Origin of the sequence: Pseudomonas cannabina, assembly GCF_900100365.1 — a bacterium.
Lineage (GTDB): Bacteria > Pseudomonadota > Gammaproteobacteria > Pseudomonadales > Pseudomonadaceae > Aquipseudomonas > Aquipseudomonas cannabina.
Genome location: NZ_FNKU01000001.1, coordinates 3,114,884 through 3,134,323, shown reverse-complemented (window position 1 = coordinate 3,134,323; position 19,440 = coordinate 3,114,884). Strand labels below are relative to the sequence as shown.

Below are 19,440 nucleotides of genomic sequence, written 5' to 3'. Positions count from 1 at the left end.
TGGCGGCTCCTGACCTGAATCGTGATGCCAGGCAGTATTCAATGGCTGAACGTAAAGCGCGGTCCGGGCCAGGTAATGCTGGGTAAAGAGCGCCTGGCTGACGGTTCAAAAGGTCTGGCCCAGCGAGAACTGGAAGACCTGGGTTTCGGCGTCCTCGGGCTTTTTGATCGGCACGGCGAGGTTGAACGACAGCGGGCCGAGGGCGGAATACCAGGTCACTCCGACGCCTACCGAGCTGGCCATCTGATCAATGTTGAGTTCGCCGCAGTTCTGCGTGGTGCTCAGGTAGCACTTGTCGGCGTACACCGTGCCGAAGTCCCAGAACAGCGAGGTGCGCAGGGATTTCTGGTCTTTGACGAACGGCATCGGAAACAGGTATTCCATGCCGCCGGTGATCAGAATATTGGCGCCCAGCGCTTCGGTGTCGCGGTCTGAATAGTAAATCTGCCCCTGACTGGCGTAGGTGCCAGTGGCCGGGGTGTTGCGGGGCCCCAGCGTGCCGTCTTTGAAGCCGCGCACCGAGGACTGGCCGCCCGCACTGTAATTTTCATAGAAAGGCAGACCATCGGTGTCGCCATAACCGTTGCCGTAGCCCAGTTTGGTGTGCAGGCGCAGCGACGTGGCGCTGCTGAGTGGCACAAAGGTCTGGCCGCTGTAGTCGATCTTGTAGAACTGCAAGTCGCTGCCCGGCACGGTGGTGGTCAGGGTCAGGTTTTGCGAGTGACCGCGGGTGGCGAGCACGCCTTTGTTGAGCGTCGATTCCGACCAGCCGACGCTGGCTTTGAGGTTAGTGAACGCATCCCCCTCACGCTGGATGAAATCGTAAATTTCGTCAGCGCTGTAACTGCCCGGGTCAAGGGTGTCATGCTGAATCGACAGCCCGTAGGTCAAACGCGACGTTTCGCTGATCGGATAGCCAAGGTTGACCCCGGCGCCCACGCTGTTCAGCGAGTAATAGGAAACCTCGTCGTCATCGTCGTAATACTTGCTGTAATCGGTCGCGTTGTAGAAAACGTTGTAGCCCAGGCTCACGCCATCCGGGGTGAAGTAGGGGTTGGTGAACGCGAAGTTGTACTTGGTCTGGTACTCGGAGCGGGTCATGCCGAGGCTGGCGAAGTTACCGGTGCCGAGGATGTTGTTCTGCGAAATGGAGCCGCCGAGGATCAACCCGGCACTTTGCGAAAAGCCGACGCTGGCGGTGATGTTGCCCGATGCCTGTTCCTCGACGGCGTAATTGACGTCAACCTGATCATCGGTGCCGGGCACTGCCGGGGTTTCGACGTTCACTTCCTTGAAGAAACCCAGCCGCTCCAGACGTACTTTCGACTGGTCGATCAAGTAGGTCGACGCCCAGCCGCCCTCCATCTGGCGCATCTCGCGACGCAGCACTTCATCGGCGGTCTTGGTGTTGCCCCGGAAGTTGATGCGGTTGGCGTAAGCACGTTTGCCGGGGTCGACCACGCAGCTGATGTCGACGGTGTGATCGGCATCGTCGGGTTTCGGCACGCCGTTCACGTTGGCGAAGGTGTAGCCATCGTTGCCCAAGCGACGGGTGATCAGGTTGGTGGTGTCGGTCATCACTTTGCGCGAAAACACTTGGCCCGGTTTGACCAGAATCAACTGTTCGAGCTGATCCTGCGGCACTTTCAGGTCGCCGCCCAGTTTCACGCTGCCCACCGTGTATCTCGCGCCTTCGGTAATGTTGACGGTGATGAACACGCCCTTCTTGTCGGGCGTCAGCGATACCTGAGTCGAATTGATGTCCATGTTGATGTAACCGCGGTCCAGGTACCAAGAGCGCAGACGCTCAAGATCGCCGGAAAGTTTTTCGCGAGCGTACTTGTCGTCGTTCTTGAAAAACGACAGCCAGTTGGACGTCTTCAGTTGAAACTGGTCAGCCAGTTCCTCATCGGAAAACACCGTGTTGCCGACCACGTTGATGTGCTGAATGGACGCGACCGTACCTTCGTCAATGATGATTTTCAGGGCGATACGGTTGCGCGGTGCAGGCACGGCCTGCGCATCGACCGAGGCGCTGTAGCGCCCTTGGGATACATATTGCCGTTGCAATTCGTTGCGCACGCCCTCCAGCGTGGCGCGCTGGAAAATCTCGCCTTCGCTGAGCCCCGACTGCTTCAGCCCCTTCATTAGGTCTTCAGTGCTGATCGCCTTGTTGCCCTCGATCTCGATGCTGGCAATGGACGGCCGCTCGACGACATTGATGACCAGCACAGCGCCGTCGCGCGCCACATCGATGTCTTGAAAGAAGCCGGTCTTGAACAATGAACGTGCCGAGTCGGCCAACCGTTGTTCATCCGCCTGCTCACCGACGTTGAGCGGCAGCGCCGCGAAAACGCTGCCAGCGGACACGCGTTGCAGGCCGTTGACGCGAATTTCGGAGATGGCAAATGTGTCGGCGTGAACCAGCGGGACGCTGAATAACAGACAAAGCGATACAAGCAGGCGCGAATAAATCATCAAACCCTTTCCAGAAAAGCTGCGAACAAAGGCGCTTGAGCGCTGCCGATGACACGCCAGAAAGGGCCGGTCCGGCTGTTGGCTGCGCAGCATAGGGGGAGGGCATGTTGGGGACGGTTAACGCGGTGTAAGGTTAGGTAAAGATCATCCGCCCCGGCTGACACGCCGCAGCCGTGCCGGGATAATCGGCCACCACCAATCAAGGGCCTGCCATGACTTCCGTATTGCTTGTCGACGATGATCGGGAACTGACGGACATGCTCAGCCAGTACCTGACCCGTGAACGCTTCAACGTGACCTGCACCAACAGCGCTGAAGAGGGCGAGGTCGAAGCCTTGTCCGGTCGTCACGACATCGTGGTGCTCGACATCATGATGCCGCGCATCTCCGGGATCGAAGTGCTGCGGCGCATCCGTGCGCAAAGCCAGGTGCCGGTGATTCTGCTGACCGCCCGAGGCGACAACATCGACCGGATCTCCGGGCTGGAACTGGGCGCTGACGATTACGTGCCCAAGCCCAGCTCGCCGGGCGAACTGGTGGCGCGCTTGCGGGCGATCATGCGCCGGGTACGCTCGGTGCCGTTGAACGAGGCGGTCAGGGACATGATTCATGCCGGTGAATTGATACTCTGGCCGGGCAAGCGTGAGGCGCGCTGGCAGGGCCAGGTGCTGGAATTGACCGGTAACGAGTTCTGCCTGCTGGAAGAGCTGGCGCGGCATGCGGGGCAACTGGTCAGCAAGCAGAACCTGTCGATGAACGCGCTGGGCCGACCGCTGGCTCGTTACGACCGCAGCATCGACGTGCACATCAGCAGCATTCGCCACAAGCTTGGCCCGCGCAACGATGACCGGAGCTGGATACAGAGTGTCCGCAATCTGGGCTACATGTTGATCACGCCATGAGGCCGAGCCGGTTGTTCTGGAAGCTGTTTCTGGCGTTCTGGCTGGCGACCAGCCTGACCTTTCTGGTGGGTGCGGGGCTGTTCATGTTTACCCGCTCCGGCCCCGGCGATCCTTCCTTGCGTACCGTGCTCGACAACGAAATCCGCATCTTGCAGCAGTCCGGGATTCCCGCTGGGCAGGCGCTGCTCAATGTCTGGCAGCCTGATCGGCAGGACCGGGTAGGGCTTTACGATGATCAGGGCCGGTTGCTGGCGGGCAAGGCGGTGGAGGCTGCGAATTTCGAGCTGGCCGTTCATACCCGTGAAGGCGCGACCGTCCACATCAGGTCCACGCTTCGGCCCGACGCTGAAGACGCACGGCCGTCGCATCTCAATCCGCTGATTACCGGCACCTTCATGAGCGCGTTGTTCAGCTGGTTTCTCAGCAGCTATCTGGTTGCGCCGTTGATCAAGCTGCGTGAAGCCATGGGCAAAGTGGCCAGAGGTCGTTTCGATACGCGTGTGAAGCCCGACATGGGGCGGCGGCGCGATGAAATCGTCGATCTGGCTGAAGACTGCGACCGTATGGCCAATCAGTTGAAAGTCATGGCCGATTCCCAGCAACAGTTATTGCACGACGTTTCCCATGAATTGCGCTCGCCACTGACGCGCATGAATGCTGCGATCGGGTTGCTGCGTCAGGCGCCAAGCCAGTTGGGCATGCTGGAACGGGTCGAGCGCGAATCGGAACGCATGGACGCGCTCATTGAGGAACTGCTGACCCTGGCGCGTTTGCAGAGTCATCCCGAGAGCCTGTCGCGTGAGACGGTCGATGTCATCAGCCTGTTGGCAGCCATCGTCGAAGATGCCGAGTTCGAGGCCGGGCTCAAACAGTGCAGGGTCAGGCTGCAGGCCCCGACACCGTTCATGGCGCAGGTCGACAGTGAATTGCTGTACCGGGCGTTTGAAAACGTGATCCGCAATGCGGTGCGCCATACCGCTATCGGCACCGATGTCATCGTGGTTGCCAGCGTGCAGGCCCATCCGCCCAGCCTGGTCGTCAATGTTATCGATCACGGGCCGGGCGTGGGCGCGCAGTGTCTGCAACGCATGTTCCAGCCGTTCGAGCGTGGAGCTGACAATACCTCGCAGGGCTTCGGCCTGGGCCTGGCGATTGCGCTTCGGGCACTGGAAATGCACGGCGGGCAGATCGCCGCACGCAACCGGCCGGGCGGGGGGCTGGTGGTCGACATGTTGTTGCCAATGGCGTGAGCGCCGGCCGCGACCGGGTTCGATAAACAGCCGAAGCAGGCTGATTCCTCAGTCGAGTTTCTTGTTGACCTTCGCCAGCAGCAACTGGATGTCTTTCTTACGACCTGCGTCTGCTTCTTCGCGGCCCGGACGTGGCGGCGCTTGCAGGGCCTTGTTCAGCGCATCCCGTGCCTGGGCATAGTTGCTTTGATCGAACTGATGCTTGGCCCAGAAAAACAGCGGGTCCATGCCGTTCGGGTCGATCTTCAGCGCCTGCTCCAGCAATTGCCCGGCCTTGGTGGTGTCACCAAATGCCATCGGCCAGCCGGGGACGTTGTCGTACAGCGCGGCGAGATGGGTGTACGCCGAACCCTGCAAGGCGTTGGGGTCCAGGCTCAGCGCCTTTTCCAGATCCGCTTTCGCTTGCTTGGCCTCGTCCAGCGCACCGGGACCGCCTTTCGCGCCGGCCCAACTGCTGGTGACGATGCCTGACCAGATCCAGGCTTCTGCGGCCGTCGGGCGTTCCCGAGTGAATGCCGACGCCTTGCTGGCCAGTTTTTCGAATGCATCGACATGCTGCGCTTCCGGCAGCCCGTATTGAATGTGTGCCCATTCCTTCTGAATGCCCGCCAGACGTTGCTGGTCGGGTGCATCCAGTGCCCATAGCGGCAGGCTGATCAGGCTCATGACGAGGAACGCGATTGTTTTCATGGGGGCAGGTTTCTCTTCCGCAGTGGGTGTGCTCAGGTGACGGATCAAGGGTAGATGCTTGCGCAGGTCGCGGTCCACCCGGATGTTTTCGATCTGCACGACGGCGAGAGGCAGCGAGCAGGTTTCGAGCGAATCTGCAGCCGGGAAAAAGTTTGCGGCCGTTCGCGGTGTTTAATGGCGTCTGGATCAGAGCGATTTCGCGCCGCCGCAGGGCCTGTCCGACCCTCTGGATCGGCGTATCGGCAAACAAATTCGGCCATTGGTGGTAAAGAAACTCGGCCCCGGCGCTCGAAACCGTTACGCTATGCAGCTGTATTTTTGTTTTTCGTCGAGGTAGCACCCGTGTTTTCCGAATTCGCCCTGCACGAACGCCTGCTTAAAGCTGTGGCCGAGCTTAAATTTGTCGAGCCTACGCCTGTGCAGTCGGCCGCCATCCCGTTGGCTTTGCAAGGGCGCGACCTGCGGGTGACTGCGCAAACCGGTAGCGGCAAGACAGCGGCGTTCGTACTGCCGATCCTTAACCGTCTGATCGGCCCGGCCAAGGTTCGCGTCGATATCCGCGCAGTGATCCTGCTGCCGACCCGCGAGCTGGCGCAACAGACGCTCAAGGAAGTCGAGCGGTTTTCCCAGTTCACCTTCGTCAAGGCGGGTCTGATTACCGGCGGCGAGGACTTCAAGGTCCAGGCGGCCATGCTGCGCAAGGTGCCGGACATCCTGATCGGCACGCCGGGTCGTCTGCTGGAGCAGCTCAACGCGGGCAATCTGGACCTCAAGCACGTCGAAGTGCTGGTGCTCGACGAAGCCGACCGCATGCTGGACATGGGCTTCTCCGAAGACGTCGAGCGTCTGGCGGGCGAGTGCGCCGGCCGTGAGCAGACCATGCTGTTCTCGGCAACGACTGGCGGCGCCGGTCTGCGTGAAATGATCGGCAAGGTGCTCAAGGATCCACAGCATCTGCAAGTCAACAACGTCAGCGAGCTGGCTTCCGGCACGCGTCACCAGATCATTACGGCCGACCACAATGTTCATAAAGAGCAGGTGCTGAACTGGCTGCTGGCCAACGAGACCTATCAGAAAGCCATTATCTTCACCAATACCAAGGCGATGGCGGATCGTTTGTACGGTCGTCTGGTGGCGCTGGAATACAAGGCGTTCGTGCTGCACGGCGACAAGGATCAGAAGGACCGCAAGGCGGCCATCGACCGTCTGAAGCAGGGCGGCGCGAAGATCATGGTCGCGACCGACGTAGCGGCACGCGGTCTTGATGTTGAAGGCCTGGACATGGTGATCAACTTCGACATGCCGCGCAGCGGCGACGATTACGTGCACCGCGTCGGCCGAACCGGTCGTGCCGGCAGTGACGGTCTGGCGATTTCGCTGATCTGTCATGGCGACTGGAACCTGATGTCGAGCGTCGAGCGCTACCTCAAGCAGAGCTTCGAGCGCCGCGTCATCAAGGAAGTCAAAGGCACTTATGGCGGCCCTAAAAAGGTCAAGGCGTCGGGCAAGGCAGTTGGCGTCAAGAAGAAAAAGACCGACGTGAAAGGCGACAAGAAAAAAGTCGCTGCCAAAGGTCCGACCAAACGCAAGACCGCCAACCGGCCCAAGTCTGACCTGGTCAGCCAGGACGGCATGGCGCCGCTGAAGAAACGCAGCACTCCGGCACCTGCCGCTGAGTGATGGCCGTGACCGTTCCCGCGCAGGCGGGAGCGGTCAACTTCTTCCCTGTTTGCCTTATGCGCAGACCGCCGCCTGTCATACCTTCCAGCAACTTCTCTGAACCGTCAAAAAAACCGCAGGTCACATTTTCTGAGTCGTATGCCTGTGGCTGGATGTCATGGGCAATCAATCCATGCTGGACGGAGGTTTAGAAAAATGACTTACAACTGGGACCTTATCGAGCGTCTGCTGCACGAAGTTCAGAACGACGGTACTCAATCGACATCTGATGAGCTTTTTGAAACGCTGCTTAATCGCGGGTTTATCGAGCCGCGTCCCTTCGAAGAGGGCGGGAATGGCTCGAGTTATATTCTGACCAAGCGCGGCGCCAGCCTGCTGGCACTTATCGACAGTGCCATCCCTGACAATGCTCACCCGCTACAGGTCTTGAATGAGCACGACGATCCGCTCGACCCGGCGACGTTCGACGTCATCGCCTCCAAGCCACAGATTGCCTAAGGCCTTGTTCAGCGTTGCACTGCCGGTTCCCGGCAGTTCCCTGCAGTTCGCGGACGAGCGAAGCGTCGCCCGGTCCGCTCCCACGAGGTGTAGCACGGACTTTGTGGGAGCGGACTTGTCCGCGAAGAGGCTTCCAGAGCTGCTTCTGCCCGGAGGGCGTGGGAGATTCAGGAGGTTACGACGGCTGCGATGGGCTGCGAAGCGGCCCTGAATCGGTTACCTCTGATGTACCTTGTGTACTGGTTTTGCTGCCGGTTCCTGGCAGTTCGCGGACAAGCGAAGCGTCGCCCGGTCCGATCCCACTCAAGCGAAGCGTCGCCCAATCCGCTTCTACACAAGCGAAGCATCCCCTGGTCTCCACACGAGCCTGCTCTGCGAGCATCCAGGGACCTCTGTCTAGCGCTTACTGCTGCGACTTCAGGCAATCCAGATCAGTGAAATCCTTACGCATGTCGGCTATCCGGCTCAGCAAGCGGGTGCGTTGTTCCGGGGTGCTCATGGCGGTGATGTCGACGATCAGGGAGATTGCAGCCTTTTCGGTCTGGTCGTAGGCTTTGCGGTATTCCGGTGTCCAGAATGTCTCGCGATCTTGCAGCAGGGCGGCGATGCGCTGCGGGAAGTCGTTGGACTGGCGCTGCTGCACGGTGGCAAGGAACAGGTTTTGCCAACGCGTGCGGTTGTCGATCCAGGCCTTGTTCTGTTCGCCGAGTGAGGCGGACCAGCTCTGGATGCGATCTTTCTGTGCCTGATTCAGCTTGCCGATCCACGGCGTCAGGCGTTTTTGCATACGGTCGGCGCGCTCGGCGATCTGGCGCTCAAGCGGCTGGTCGAGGTATTTGTTCTCGCGTTTGCGTTGATCCTTGGCAAACGACTCCTGCATCTCCTGCACCTGCTTGTCATCAAAGCGCGACAGCAGTTCGACGGCAGACGGCGTGATTTCTCGGGAAATCTTAGATATCGCCTCTTTGGCCTCACGGGTGCGGGCCTCAAGACCCTCGTAGGTCACCTGATCGTTCTTGACCATGTCCTCCAGCTTGTCCAGCCAGGCCAGATAGCTCGGCAACTGGGTGCTGCAATGCCAGCTCAGATGCTCTTTGAGGCGCGTATCCAGCCAGCCTTTCTGTTCCGAGTTCATGTCCAGATAGTCGCTGAGCGTCCACGGAATGATCACGTCGAGATTGCGATACGCCAAGCCCACCTGATTGCATCCGGCAAGCAGTGAGACGGTCATCAACAGCGTAATGAAGCCTTTGAAAAGAGACGGCATGACAACTCCTTGGCGTACTGACCTGCAGTAGAGGAGTGTAGTGGCTGGCAGTTCAACCCGGCGGGTGAGTTAAAAAAACGCTCGCACGGCTTTTAGCGTAAATGTGCCGTCGCACCGCGCATTGTGGCCGCTGTAAACGCTGCAGTCACCGCCGCTCAGGCTGGAGCCGCTGTAGATCAGGTTCATGTCGATGCCCAGCCAGGGGCGTGACAAGTTCAGTGACCAGTCGTTAAAACCGCTGATCAGGCTGCCATCGGTAGACGCCTGCGGAATGTCGAATTGATGATTGGCGTACTGCATGCGCACGCCCACGCCCAATCGTTCGATAGCCCCGAGGTCGACGAACACGGTGCTGTCGCGGCTGCCGACATCGTTACTGAATGCTGCGCCTACCCGGCTGTTGAGCATGCGCAGCCCGGCGTAAAACTCGTGGCTGTCGACCTGATCGGTATCCGGGTAGCTGTAGCGGATCATTCCCAACTCGTAGCCCAGCGTGTTATCGAAGGGTTTTTTGAAGCCCATGTACGAGTCAAGCTCCATCCCCGAGTCGGAGGCGAAGCCCATGTTGGGGGTCCACTGGCCGAAGTAGAAGCCGCTCTGAAGGGTCAGGTCCAGCCCGCCATGAAACGAGTCCGAACTGCCACTGGGCGTTACCAGCCCTTGCGCCATGCTGCGTGTGGGGGTGGTGGCAAGTTTCAGGTCGAATTGACCCAGGTCCCGCTCCAGAACCTGGGCAGAAACGGTATGACAGAAAATCAGAGCGCTGAAAGACAGCACATGTAAGCGATGGCTGAGCATGGCTCACTCCTTGATCTGCGAGGAGTGTGGTCAGAAATGGCGTATCGAAAAATGGCTGGGGAGCCGACACAAGCCGCGTGCTAGAGCGCTGTAAGGATACCGTTGAAATACCGCCCGGAATGACCGTTCGTCGATCCGCCGGTCTATCGGTCGACTGTTGCCACGTTGGCGGACGGAATGACCAGCCCGCGGATGACCACCAGGGCCTGCTCAAAGGATGGATAACCGCTCTTGGCGACGTCCAGTTCGGCGTACTCGGAGCGATAGTGCTCGGACAATGTCGGGTCGCTGATGCTCAGTTGCTGGGAGAGCAGGGCGATGGCCAGCGGGTGCTTGTGTTTTGCAGCGGTTTGCAACAGGTCGACGATCTGCTTCTGATCGGCCTGCTGGCGGATCAGCAATACTGCCTGATAGAACTCTGCTTCGCCCGACGCATCATCGATGCCGGCACGGCGCAGGATAGCTTCTGCCAGTTCGTAATTTTCGCGATTGTCTTCGCTGATCAACAGTTTGGCCTGGAGCATGTCGTTCTGATACAGCAGATGCTCTGCCCGGCAAGGGCTGTCGGTAAGCTGACTGTCATTGGGGCCATTTTCGCAGTGGTGCGACGCGCAGCCACCGAGATAGACAAGTGCGCCGAAAAGCATCCAGTTCTTCATTCGAGCATTCCGCAAATGAGACAGCGTCCAGAGCGTGATCCAGCTCGTGGCCATAGTGATATCAGAGAAGAGAGTAGCAGCGAGACCGGAAGAATATCCAGCGAAGGATCGTCAATCTAGCGCCTTGGCGGCAAGACGCGTAGAGATCGACTGGCGCAGGCAGTGTTACTTTTTACCCAGATTGATCTGTTTGGACGGTGCGAAAGTCTGGCCACTCACGCCTTTGGCAATTTGCTGGATTTCGCCGCCGGATTTCAGGAAAGCCGCGATTTGCGCATTGATCGAGTCGCTCGTTTCAACGGCTGGGGCGGGTTTGGCTTTCGAGTGGGATGCTTTGATACGCATGGCTGCCATTTACCTTCATAAACGTAATACGGCCAGCCAGAATACAGGAAATGCCGGAATCCTGCTTGGCAAATATGGCAGCTGTCAGGTGACATATAAAGACGGCATCCGCCGTAGAAATGCTCCTTGGCCAGCGTAAATAACTGTTTTTAATGAAAAGAACGCGGGTAACTGCGCGCGGCAGGCGCGCCAGGCTGACGTGAGCCTGTCAGGGCAACTGACGAGCGGATGACGCGTTTGCTCCTGGACTACGCAGCGCGAACCCGGACACAAAGTCGGGTAGAATGCCGCCCACGTAATGAGGGTATCTGGAAATGGCTTTAATCGGGCGCTACAACAGCTTGCAAATCGTCAAGCACACTCACTTCGGTCTGTATCTGGACGGCGCGCAGGACGGCGAAATTCTGCTGCCCAATCGCTACATCCCCAAGGATGTGCCGACCGAAGATGAAGACTGGCTCAACGTCTTCGTTTATCTGGACAGCGAAGACAAGCTGATCGCCACCACTGAAAAACCCAAGGTTCAAGTGGGGGAGTTTGCCAGCCTCAAGGTGGTCGAAGTCAACAGTATCGGGGTGTTCCTCGACTGGGGTCTGCCCAAGGATCTGCTGCTGCCGTATTCCGAAGAGAAGCGCACCTTGCAGGCCGGCGAATATTGCGTGGTGCACGTCTATCTCGACAAGCACACCCGGCGCATCACCGCCACTGCGCGTCTTGACCGCTATCTGGACAAGACCCCGGCCAACTACAGCGTCGGGCAGGAAGTTGACCTGCTGGTGGCTGAGGCGACCGACATGGGCTTCAAGGCCATTATCAACAACAAGCACTGGGGCCTGATTCACAAGAACGAAGTGTTCAAGTTCATGCGTGCCGGCAAGCAGGAAAAAGGCTTCATCAAGGAAATTCGCGCCGATGGCAACATCAGCCTGAGCCTGCAACCGGTTGGCGCAGAAGCGGCCAGCAGCCTGAATTCGAAGATTCTTTCCAAACTGCGCGAAAACAACGGCACGCTGCCGGTCAGCGACAAGAGCGATCCGCAGGTCATCAGCGGTCTGTTCGGCGTCAGCAAGGGCAACTTCAAAAAGGCCATTGGTGCGTTATACAAGCAGGGACAAATCGTGATTCACGCCGATCGTATCGATCTGGTCTGACTCAGAGTGTGTAAAAACGTCACGAGCGAAGGTTAGACAAGGCGAAAACAGGCGAATCAGGCCCAGACTGCAATATCTTGACCAAGGAATTCCATGAAAAAATATCTCGCGGCTTACTTCGCCACACTGCTGGCGTTTCTGATCCTTGATGGCCTTTGGCTGGGGGTTTTCATGGGGCCGACTTACCGCGAATGGCTGGGACCACTGATGCTGCCCACGCCGGTGATCGGGCCAGCTGTAGCGTTCTATCTGCTTTACGGGGTGGGCGTCGTGGTGTTCGGCGTGATGCCTGCGGTCCGCGAACAACGTTTGGGGCGGGCGACGCTGTACAGCGGTCTGCTCGGGCTGGTCGCTTACGGCACGTATGATTTGACCAACTGGGCGACGCTGCAGGGCTGGCCCGCGCAACTGGCGCTGGTGGATCTGGCTTGGGGTACGGTAGTTTCGGCGCTGGCCGGGACGGCGGGGTATCTGGCGGTACGCCGCTTTGCTTGATATCGCTTCACTTGATGTTGTCGGCTGACAGCAACCCTGCCGACAGCCTGGAAAGTCGCAATCAGGCGACTTTCATGCAGCGCAACAGCATGCTTACTTTTGCAGAAAGCCGGCAAAGCTCAGGTTGCTGCCCTTGGGGCGCATGTCTTTGAGGAACGAGTCCTTGTCGGCGCTCAACTCCAGGCTGACGGTGGGCTTGCGCTTGTCGGCATTGCGCACCTCAAGACCTTCCATGTGATCGCGCATGAAGACTGTGGTCACTTTCAGATGCAGCAGTTGATCGGTCTCAGGCGTATGCATCAGCAGGTGCAGCCACTCGTACTGACCAACTTGCAGGCGCGGGACCGGCAGGTCGAACCACCAGATATTGCGCTTGGGGTCGAGCACGGCAAAGTGGGTGTTGTTGACGCCAAGCACTGCGCCGCCCAGATCCTGGTTTCTGCGCGCAATGGCCAGCTTTTTATCGAGTTTCATAATGTTCCTGCCAATCGGATTGTTCAGCCTGTCGGCCTTGCCGGCACAACGGTGCCGCGCATTCTCGCACAAAGTTCGCCGCAACTCGCCGTGAACGCATGAAATGCAGGCACGCACGGCAGCAGACGAGCGGTACAAACGCGCCGAAATATTCTTGCAACTCTTGGCGAGGGGCGCGGGTCAATCGTTATGTCGAGTACGACATCCGATTACAGTGCGGTCTTCAGCAGACCCAGGAGATTTTCGATGAGCAGCACCAGCGATAAAATCAAAGGCATGGCCAACGAAGCAGTTGGTAACGTCGAGCAGGCTGTTGGCAAGGCTACCGACAATACTAAACTGCAGGGTGAAGGCAAGGCGCAGGAGCTGAAAGGCGAAGGCCAGCAGGCGAAAGGCGAAGTGAAAGATGCTGTCAAGAAAGGCATCGACAAGGTGTAAGCTGACCGTTTCCGGCGTTTGAACACCGGAACAGGCGACACTGCTAACGGCCATCTGCGGATGGCCGTTATGCTTTCTGCTCCGGGGAAGTGAAACCTTTCATGACCTGTCCAGTCAATGTGCCATCGGTAATCGCAGGACCGTTCCATTGGAAGTACCGGCCGATGCAGCAAATTCCGGTCTTCAGGATGTTAGGTATTCCAGTAGGGAGCGAGAGGAAGCGCCATGATTTTCCCCCATTTGCGTCATTTGCGAGTCAGTAAAGTGCTGGTGCGCACCGTTAACGAATTTCTCGATGACGAGATGTCCACCTATGCCTCGGCACTGGCTTACCAGATGCTGTTTTCGTTGTTCCCGTTCCTGCTGTTCCTGATCGCATTGATCGGCTTTTTGCATTTGCCGGACTTTTTCTCCTGGCTGCGGCTGCAATCCGAGTTCCTGTTGCCACCTCAGGCCCTTGAACAGGTCAACCCGGTCATCGATCAGTTGCAGCAATCGAAGGGGGGGCTGCTGTCGATCGGTATTGTGATCGCACTGTGGACCGCTTCTGCTGGCGTGCGCCTGATGATGAGCGCCATGAACGCCGCTTACGATGTGGTCGAAGGCCGGCCGATCTGGAAGCGTTTTCCTCTGTCGATTCTGTACACCATAGGGATTGCCGGCATGTTGCTGGCAGCGGCGGCTTTCATGGTGCTCGGGCCGCAGGTCATGAACTGGATCGCTGCCCAGGTCGGCATGGAAGAGTTCATCGTCACGCTGTGGACCATCCTGCGCTGGCCGGCCATCATTTTGCTGCTGATGATCGCTGTCGCGCTGATCTACTACGTGATGCCTGACGTCAAACAGGAATTCCGCTTCATCACGCCGGGTTCGGTTTTGGCGGTTGTGGTGTGGATCGTGGCCTCGCTGGCGTTCGGTTTCTACGTCAAGACTTTCGCCGACTACAACGCCATGTACGGCAGTATCGGCGCGATCATTGTGTTGCTGTTGTACTTCTATATTTCGGCTGCCGTGCTGCTGCTGGGTGCGGAAATGAATGCGGTGATCGAGCACATGTCGGCCGAAGGCAAGGAAGCCGGCGAAAAAGAGCCGGGCGATGGTCTTGGCGACGAGCAGAACGAGGACGGCGGTAAACAGCATGTGTCCGGTCTGGGGCGCGATCACTCCGTACCGCTGGCCAAGCCTGATGAAACCTGATCGGTAACTGTGGCAAGATCGCTTTTTACATAAAGGGCAGGTGGCAATGATCCGTAACATTCTGAAGATGGGCGATGAGCGTCTGCTGCGTATTGCCCCTCCAGTGCCCACGGAAATGTTCGGCAGCAGCGAGCTGAATACGCTGATTGCCGACATGTTTGAAACCATGCACAGCGTCAGTGGCGTGGGGCTGGCCGCACCGCAGATCGGTGTCGACCTGCAACTGGTCATCTTCGGCTTCGAACGCAACGAGCGTTATCCGCAGGCCGAAGCGGTTCCCCAGACCATCCTGCTCAACCCGGTCATTACGCCCCTTAGCCCAGAGCTTGAAGAGGGTTGGGAAGGATGCCTGTCGGTGCCCGGCCTGCGCGGCATGGTCGACCGCTACCAGAGCATCCGTTACGAGGGTTTCGATCCCGAAGGCAAGCCGATCGAGCGCATCGCCCACGGTTTTCACGCGCGGGTTGTTCAGCATGAATGCGATCACCTGATCGGCCGTCTGTACCCGTCGCGCATCACCGACTTCAGCAAGTTCGGTTTCATGGACGTCATGTTTCCGGACATGGACCCCAACGCTGACGAATGATCGGCCAGCAACTCAGGCTTCTCCACATCTCTATCGACACAGTGCAATCAGCGGCTTGCTGCGGCTGTAGCGCATCAATCGCTCGCCCAGGGTCTGTGGCAAACGCTGGGCAACGTCAAAACCCATACGTTGATAAAACGCCAGCAGATCAGGATGGCAAAACAACCAGACGGGGCCTTCCCGCGAGCGGGTTGCAGCGCCGATCAGGCCGTGTGCCACGTGCTTGCCGCGCATCGAAGGCGCCACGAACAGAGCGGTCAGCCAATGACCGTCCGCCACCGGGCTGAGGCTCAACGCGCCGATAATGTCCGGTTGTCTGGCCACCCACACCTCGCCCTTGCTGGCGGCGCGCATCAATGACTGATGCTCGCGATAGAACTTGCCCAGCAAGGGGCGGCAATCGTCAGGCAGCGTACAAAAGGTGATGTCGGACATCGCGGGCGGCTCGACAGCTCGGAATGAAGGGCTAGCATCATACCGCGACAACTAATGGTGCCGTGCCGATGTCGATACTTTCAGGCTTCCCAAGCTAATCCGATCCTGCCATGCCATCCGAGGTGTACATGAGACTCCTGACACGACTGCTAGGCTGTTCACTGCTGGCGCTGGGGCTACTGGGTCAGTCAGTATCTGCGGCTGACAACGCTGCGCCGATCCGCTTTGGCGCGTTGACCTGGGAAAGTGGCAGCCTGATCACCGAAGTGCTGCGCACCCTTGTTGAAAAAGGTTACGGCTACCCGACCGATACCTTGCCCGGCAGCACCGTGAGCCTGGAGACCGCGCTGGCGAAAAACGACATTCAAGTGATCGCCGAGGAGTGGACGGGGCGCAGTCCGGTATGGATCAAGGCTGAAGCCGAAGGCAAGGTTTTCGGCGTGGGCGATATCGTCAAAGGCGCGACCGAGGGCTGGTGGGTGCCGGAATACGTGATCAAAGGTGACGCGGCCAAGGGCATCAAACCCATGGCGCCTGACTTGAAGTCGGTGACCGATCTGGCGCGTTACAAGGATGTCTTCAAAGATCCGGAATCGCCGGACAAGGGGCGATTTCTCAACAGCCCGAGCGGCTGGACCTCGGAGATCGTCAACACCCAGAAGCTCAAGGCTTACGGGTTGAATGACAGCTTCGTCAACTTCCGCACCGGCTCGGGCGCAGCGCTCGACGCGGAAATCGCATCCTCCATTCGTCGCGGCAAGCCGGTGCTGTTCTACTATTGGTCGCCAACGCCACTACTGGGCAGCTACAAGCTGATCAAGCTGGAAGAACCGCCTTTTGTCGCCGACGCCTGGAAAACCCTGACCGATGCCCAGCAATCCTGCTCCGCGTGGCAGTGCGTCTCTGCCTGCCAATCTGTCTGTCGGTGTTTCTGCCGAGTTCAAGAAGCAGTACCCGGAATTGGTGAGCGTCTTCGAAAAAGTCGATCTGCCGATTGATTTGCTCAACACGACACTGGGCGAAATGAGCGCAAAACATCGGGACCCTAAAGTCGTGGCTCAAGACTTCCTGAAACAGCATCCGGAGATCTGGAAAGCCTGGCTGCCTGTCGATGTCGCGAACAAGGTCAGTGCCGGTCTGTGAGCCTGGCCAGACGGCTGGCCGGGTGATCGAGCGACCTCGCGCGCCGCCGCTTTTGCCGGTATGGTGAAAGTGAGCGGCCGACACGGCGCTGCAACACTGACAGTCAACGACACGGAGCAAGATCATGGACGCATTCATGCAAGCTGCAATTGATGAAGCACGACTCGGGCTTGATGAGGGTGGCATTCCCATCGGCTCGGTTATCGTGCATGACGGCAAGATCATTGGCCGCGGCCACAACCGTCGCGTTCAGGAAGGCAGTCCGACCCGGCATGGCGAAATGGATGCGCTGGAAAACGCCGGTCGCCAACCGGCCAGCGTCTACCGTGACGCGGTGCTCTACACAACGCTGTCACCCTGCGCCATGTGCAGCGGCGCGATCCTGCTCTACGGCATCCGCACCGTGATCGTGGGTGAGAACCAGTCGTTCATGGGCGAAGAAGAGCTGTTGCGCTCCCGCGGCGTGAGCATCGAGGTGCTGGATAACGCCGAGTGCAGGCACATGATGCAGGGCTTCATTACAAGCAAGCCTGAACTGTGGAACGAAGACATCGGTGAGTGAGGCGTAAAAACCTGATGCTCCGTTACCTGCGCGGAGCATGGGCGCAAGTGTCAGTTGGATGGGGGCGTCGGGCGCAGGATAAAAACGGTAATGCAATCGCATTAAACGGCACCGTTAAAATTCCGTTTGTGCCACTAGTGTGCCTTTAACGATGGTAGTCTCTTCTAACCCTCATTAAATGCATGCACCGTGGCGGTTGCGTGGCTATCTTTTTTGGAGCCCGACATGTCGGTCCTACAGCGCAACAACGTGAAAATCATGGGCGACGGACCGGCCACCCTGATTTTTGCCCACGGCTTTGGCTGCGATCAGCACATGTGGCGGTTCATGGCTCCGCACTTTGCCGAGCGTTTCAAGGTCGTGCTGTTTGACTTGGTGGGCAGCGGCAATTCCGACGTTTCGGCCTGGTACCCGCACAAATATGCGTCGCTCAAAGGCTACGCAACTGATCTGCTGGAACTGGTCGACGAGTTTGCCGGAAGCGGGCCGGTCATTCATGTCGGGCACTCGGTCAGTTGTATGATCGCCGTGCTTGCCGAACTCCAGTCGCCGGGCCGGTTTGCCGGCCATATCATGATCGGCCCGTCGCCTCATTATCTTAATGACGGCGATTACGTGGGTGGATTCACCCGTGCCGACATCGACTCGCTGCTGGAAACCCTCGAAAGCAATTATCTGGGCTGGTCGAGCACTATGGCGCCGACCCTGATGGGTGCTTCCGACCGTCCTGAGTTGGGCGAGGAACTTGCAGGCAGTCTGTGCCGCACCAACGCCGAGATCGCCAAGCAGTTTGCCCGCGTGACCTTTCTGTCCGATCACCGCGCCGATGTCGAAAAACTCCAGAGCAAAACGTTGATCCTGCAAAGCAGTGATGATCTGGTGGTGCCCGTTCAGGTGGGCGAGTACATGCATCGGGTCATTCCAGGCAGCGCGCTGTACATGATCGACAACGTCGGGCACTACCCGCACATGAGCGCGCCGGAGGCTTGCATCACAGCCATGAAGCTGTTTCTGGATGCTGACGGGAGCGTCGAGCATGGCGGTTGAACAGGTGAGTCTGCCGGGGACAGAAGTGCTGTACGAGCACGCCGCCTGCGGACTGCTGGTTACATTGCCCAATGGCACCATCGAGCGTGCCAACCTGACCTTTTGCCGCTGGCTGGGCCTGGAGCGCGAGGCGGTCTTGGGTCGTCGTTTTCAGGACTTGCTGAACATGGCAGGCAAAGTCTTTCTGCAGACGCACTGGGCTCCGATGCTGCAGACTCAGGGGTCTATCGCTGAAGTCAAAGTCGAGTTGATCCACGCCGACGGTCATTCGGTGCCGATGATGCTCAACGCCGTGCGCCGTGAGTACCCGTCCGGTTTTCTGCATGAAGTGGCGGTGTTCCTCGCCGAAGAGCGCAATAAATACGAGCGCGAACTGCTCGCGGCACACCGGCTGGCCGAGGAACTGCTGCAGCACCAGATGACCGTTCAGACAGAGCTGACGTCTGCCCGCAATCGTCTGCGTCTGGCCCACGCCGAAGCCGAGATCCGGGCGATTTTTGCCGAACAGATGATCGGCATTGTCAGCCATGACCTGCGCAACCCTCTGGCGGCGATAAAAATGGCGGCTGGCCTGCTGGAGCGTACGCAACTGGAATCGCGGCAAGAACGGATTCTGGGCCACATCCACCATTCGACTGACCGTGCCGACCGCATGATCGTCGACCTGCTGGATTTCACCCACGCGCGCGTCGGCAGCGGCATTACCGTTGCCTTGCAGCCAATCGACCTGCACGCTGTTATCGCCCGTGGCGTCGAAGAATTGCGTCAGGCGTTCCCCGAGCGGGTCCTGATTCATCGCAGCGAAGGCGAGGGCGCCTGCACGGCCGACCCGGACCGATTGCTGCAACTGCTGGGCAACCTGGTGAGCAACGCCGTTGCCTACGGTGCTCAGGGCAGCGACATCTTGATCGTCTCGTCATTCGACAGGCATGTGATCAGGCTGTCCGTGCACAACTTCGGTGAGCCGATACCCATGGAGAAAGTCGATGACCTGTATGAGCCGGTAGTGCGCGTGGTCAGCGACAGTGACGAAACCCGTACGGTCGGGCTTGGGCTGTTCATTGTCCGCGAAATCGCCCGGGCGCATCTGGGCGAGGTGACGGTGCGTTCCTCGGCAGAGGAAGGCACCACCTTCACGGCGACTTTCCCCCGCCCGGCAGCCTGACGCCTGCTGCCCCGGATTGACACTCGGGCTCAGAGGTAACAGGTCCGTGTGTCCCAAGGTATTTCGGACGGTTTCTGCGCAGGTGAGCCGGTCATCCGGGGGCTTTAACTTCTCTGGTGCACAAAAGCCGCGACGGCCTTACCATGGCGGGCTTTATTCCCCCGCAAGCTTGCTGACAGG

The 19,440-nt window shown here is 58.9% G+C and carries 20 protein-coding genes and 1 pseudogene; 13 read left to right on the top strand and 8 right to left on the bottom strand.

Annotated features, from left to right (window positions below; all coding sequences use genetic code 11):
* Positions 1 to 105: 105 nt before the first annotated feature.
* Positions 106 to 2,478 (bottom strand): outer membrane protein assembly factor BamA, encoded by a 2,373-nt coding sequence (gene bamA / locus BLT55_RS14760; protein WP_054999369.1) that lies wholly within the window; start codon positions 2,476 to 2,478, stop codon positions 106 to 108.
* A gap of 212 nt (positions 2,479 to 2,690) precedes the next feature.
* Here bamA and BLT55_RS14755 point away from each other — a divergent pair, with 212 nt between their 5' ends.
* Both BLT55_RS14755 and BLT55_RS14750 read left to right on the top strand, forming a co-directional pair.
* Entirely contained in the window at positions 2,691 to 3,380 is a 690-nt protein-coding gene (locus tag BLT55_RS14755; RefSeq protein WP_054999368.1) for a response regulator transcription factor, read from the top strand.
* Positions 3,381 to 3,391: 11 nt separating this feature from the next.
* Entirely contained in the window at positions 3,392 to 4,630 is a 1,239-nt protein-coding gene (locus BLT55_RS14750) for a HAMP domain-containing sensor histidine kinase (protein WP_054999367.1), read from the top strand.
* Between the two features lie 48 nt (positions 4,631 to 4,678).
* On the opposite strand, the gene BLT55_RS14745 is transcribed toward BLT55_RS14750, so the two are convergent.
* A complete protein-coding gene (locus BLT55_RS14745) occupies positions 4,679 to 5,320 on the bottom strand; it encodes a tetratricopeptide repeat protein (protein WP_054999372.1) in 642 nt (213 codons plus the stop codon).
* Between the two features lie 342 nt (positions 5,321 to 5,662).
* Between BLT55_RS14745 and BLT55_RS14735 the strand changes: the two genes are divergently transcribed.
* Entirely contained in the window at positions 5,663 to 7,000 is a 1,338-nt protein-coding gene (locus BLT55_RS14735) for a DEAD/DEAH box helicase (protein ID WP_054080110.1), read from the top strand.
* A 195-nt stretch (positions 7,001 to 7,195) separates the two neighbouring features.
* Complete coding sequence (locus BLT55_RS14730; RefSeq protein ID WP_054999366.1) at positions 7,196 to 7,498, top strand: hypothetical protein; 303 nt, start codon at positions 7,196 to 7,198, stop codon at positions 7,496 to 7,498.
* 403 nt (positions 7,499 to 7,901) lie between these two features.
* On the opposite strand, the gene BLT55_RS14725 is transcribed toward BLT55_RS14730, so the two are convergent.
* From BLT55_RS14725 to BLT55_RS14710, 4 genes are all read right to left on the bottom strand, one after another.
* Positions 7,902 to 8,765, bottom strand: a complete 864-nt coding sequence (locus tag BLT55_RS14725) for a DUF6279 family lipoprotein (protein WP_054999365.1) — start codon at positions 8,763 to 8,765, stop codon at positions 7,902 to 7,904.
* Positions 8,766 to 8,834: 69 nt separating this feature from the next.
* Positions 8,835 to 9,563, bottom strand: coding sequence for a TorF family putative porin (locus BLT55_RS14720; RefSeq protein WP_054999364.1), 729 nt, complete (start codon positions 9,561 to 9,563; stop codon positions 8,835 to 8,837).
* Between the two features lie 143 nt (positions 9,564 to 9,706).
* Entirely contained in the window at positions 9,707 to 10,222 is a 516-nt protein-coding gene (locus BLT55_RS14715) for a hypothetical protein (RefSeq protein ID WP_007248627.1), read from the bottom strand.
* A 165-nt stretch (positions 10,223 to 10,387) separates the two neighbouring features.
* Positions 10,388 to 10,576, bottom strand: coding sequence for a hypothetical protein (locus tag BLT55_RS14710; protein ID WP_002554403.1), 189 nt, complete (start codon positions 10,574 to 10,576; stop codon positions 10,388 to 10,390).
* Between the two features lie 305 nt (positions 10,577 to 10,881).
* Here BLT55_RS14710 and BLT55_RS14705 point away from each other — a divergent pair, with 305 nt between their 5' ends.
* Positions 10,882 to 11,718 (top strand): CvfB family protein, encoded by an 837-nt coding sequence (locus tag BLT55_RS14705; RefSeq protein WP_054080098.1) that lies wholly within the window; start codon positions 10,882 to 10,884, stop codon positions 11,716 to 11,718.
* A gap of 93 nt (positions 11,719 to 11,811) precedes the next feature.
* Positions 11,812 to 12,213, top strand: a complete 402-nt coding sequence (locus BLT55_RS14700) for a DUF2177 family protein (protein WP_007248624.1) — start codon at positions 11,812 to 11,814, stop codon at positions 12,211 to 12,213.
* A gap of 93 nt (positions 12,214 to 12,306) precedes the next feature.
* Here the strand turns inward: BLT55_RS14700 and BLT55_RS14695 are convergent, their stop codons facing one another.
* On the bottom strand, positions 12,307 to 12,687 hold the full coding sequence (locus BLT55_RS14695) for a hypothetical protein (protein WP_007248623.1): 381 nt from the start codon (positions 12,685 to 12,687) through the stop codon (positions 12,307 to 12,309).
* Between the two features lie 246 nt (positions 12,688 to 12,933).
* Between BLT55_RS14695 and BLT55_RS14690 the strand changes: the two genes are divergently transcribed.
* From BLT55_RS14690 to def, 3 genes are all read left to right on the top strand, one after another.
* Positions 12,934 to 13,125 (top strand): CsbD family protein, encoded by a 192-nt coding sequence (locus BLT55_RS14690; protein ID WP_054999363.1) that lies wholly within the window; start codon positions 12,934 to 12,936, stop codon positions 13,123 to 13,125.
* Between the two features lie 225 nt (positions 13,126 to 13,350).
* Positions 13,351 to 14,322, top strand: coding sequence for a YihY/virulence factor BrkB family protein (locus BLT55_RS14685; protein WP_007248621.1), 972 nt, complete (start codon positions 13,351 to 13,353; stop codon positions 14,320 to 14,322).
* A gap of 46 nt (positions 14,323 to 14,368) precedes the next feature.
* A complete protein-coding gene (gene def, locus BLT55_RS14680; RefSeq protein ID WP_007248620.1) occupies positions 14,369 to 14,908 on the top strand; it encodes a peptide deformylase in 540 nt (179 codons plus the stop codon).
* Between the two features lie 30 nt (positions 14,909 to 14,938).
* On the opposite strand, the gene BLT55_RS14675 is transcribed toward def, so the two are convergent.
* Positions 14,939 to 15,343, bottom strand: coding sequence for a GNAT family N-acetyltransferase (locus BLT55_RS14675; RefSeq protein WP_054999362.1), 405 nt, complete (start codon positions 15,341 to 15,343; stop codon positions 14,939 to 14,941).
* 128 nt (positions 15,344 to 15,471) lie between these two features.
* Here BLT55_RS14675 and BLT55_RS14670 point away from each other — a divergent pair.
* The 4 genes and pseudogenes from BLT55_RS14670 to BLT55_RS14655 all read left to right on the top strand — a co-directional run bounded on the left by BLT55_RS14670 (position 15,472) and on the right by BLT55_RS14655 (position 19,260).
* Positions 15,472 to 16,486 (top strand): annotated as a pseudogene (locus BLT55_RS14670) (ABC transporter substrate-binding protein).
* Between the two features lie 124 nt (positions 16,487 to 16,610).
* The gene (locus tag BLT55_RS14665) at positions 16,611 to 17,048 is read left to right on the top strand and encodes a nucleoside deaminase (RefSeq protein ID WP_054999361.1); all 438 of its coding nucleotides are present in this window, start codon (positions 16,611 to 16,613) and stop codon (positions 17,046 to 17,048) included.
* Positions 17,049 to 17,273: 225 nt separating this feature from the next.
* A complete protein-coding gene (locus tag BLT55_RS14660; protein WP_054999360.1) occupies positions 17,274 to 18,095 on the top strand; it encodes an alpha/beta fold hydrolase in 822 nt (273 codons plus the stop codon).
* Entirely contained in the window at positions 18,085 to 19,260 is a 1,176-nt protein-coding gene (locus BLT55_RS14655; protein WP_054999359.1) for a PAS domain-containing sensor histidine kinase, read from the top strand. Before BLT55_RS14660 ends, BLT55_RS14655 begins: the two co-directional genes overlap by 11 nt.
* The last annotated feature ends 180 nt before the right edge of the window (positions 19,261 to 19,440 follow it).

Coding starts and splice junctions, on each gene's coding strand:
- bamA (WP_054999369.1), bottom strand. CDS start 2,478: ATGATTTATTCGCGCCTGCTTGTATCGCTTTGTCTGTTATTCAGCGTC.
- BLT55_RS14755 (WP_054999368.1), top strand. CDS start 2,691: ATGACTTCCGTATTGCTTGTCGACGATGATCGGGAACTGACGGACATG.
- BLT55_RS14745 (WP_054999372.1), bottom strand. CDS start 5,320: ATGAAAACAATCGCGTTCCTCGTCATGAGCCTGATCAGCCTGCCGCTA.
- BLT55_RS14730 (WP_054999366.1), top strand. CDS start 7,196: ATGACTTACAACTGGGACCTTATCGAGCGTCTGCTGCACGAAGTTCAG.
- BLT55_RS14725 (WP_054999365.1), bottom strand. CDS start 8,765: ATGCCGTCTCTTTTCAAAGGCTTCATTACGCTGTTGATGACCGTCTCA.
- BLT55_RS14720 (WP_054999364.1), bottom strand. CDS start 9,563: ATGCTCAGCCATCGCTTACATGTGCTGTCTTTCAGCGCTCTGATTTTC.
- BLT55_RS14715 (WP_007248627.1), bottom strand. CDS start 10,222: ATGAAGAACTGGATGCTTTTCGGCGCACTTGTCTATCTCGGTGGCTGC.
- BLT55_RS14710 (WP_002554403.1), bottom strand. CDS start 10,576: ATGGCAGCCATGCGTATCAAAGCATCCCACTCGAAAGCCAAACCCGCC.
- BLT55_RS14705 (WP_054080098.1), top strand. CDS start 10,882: ATGGCTTTAATCGGGCGCTACAACAGCTTGCAAATCGTCAAGCACACT.
- BLT55_RS14700 (WP_007248624.1), top strand. CDS start 11,812: ATGAAAAAATATCTCGCGGCTTACTTCGCCACACTGCTGGCGTTTCTG.
- BLT55_RS14695 (WP_007248623.1), bottom strand. CDS start 12,687: ATGAAACTCGATAAAAAGCTGGCCATTGCGCGCAGAAACCAGGATCTG.
- BLT55_RS14690 (WP_054999363.1), top strand. CDS start 12,934: ATGAGCAGCACCAGCGATAAAATCAAAGGCATGGCCAACGAAGCAGTT.
- BLT55_RS14685 (WP_007248621.1), top strand. CDS start 13,351: ATGATTTTCCCCCATTTGCGTCATTTGCGAGTCAGTAAAGTGCTGGTG.
- def (WP_007248620.1), top strand. CDS start 14,369: ATGATCCGTAACATTCTGAAGATGGGCGATGAGCGTCTGCTGCGTATT.
- BLT55_RS14675 (WP_054999362.1), bottom strand. CDS start 15,343: ATGTCCGACATCACCTTTTGTACGCTGCCTGACGATTGCCGCCCCTTG.
- BLT55_RS14665 (WP_054999361.1), top strand. CDS start 16,611: ATGGACGCATTCATGCAAGCTGCAATTGATGAAGCACGACTCGGGCTT.
- BLT55_RS14660 (WP_054999360.1), top strand. CDS start 17,274: ATGTCGGTCCTACAGCGCAACAACGTGAAAATCATGGGCGACGGACCG.
- BLT55_RS14655 (WP_054999359.1), top strand. CDS start 18,085: ATGGCGGTTGAACAGGTGAGTCTGCCGGGGACAGAAGTGCTGTACGAG.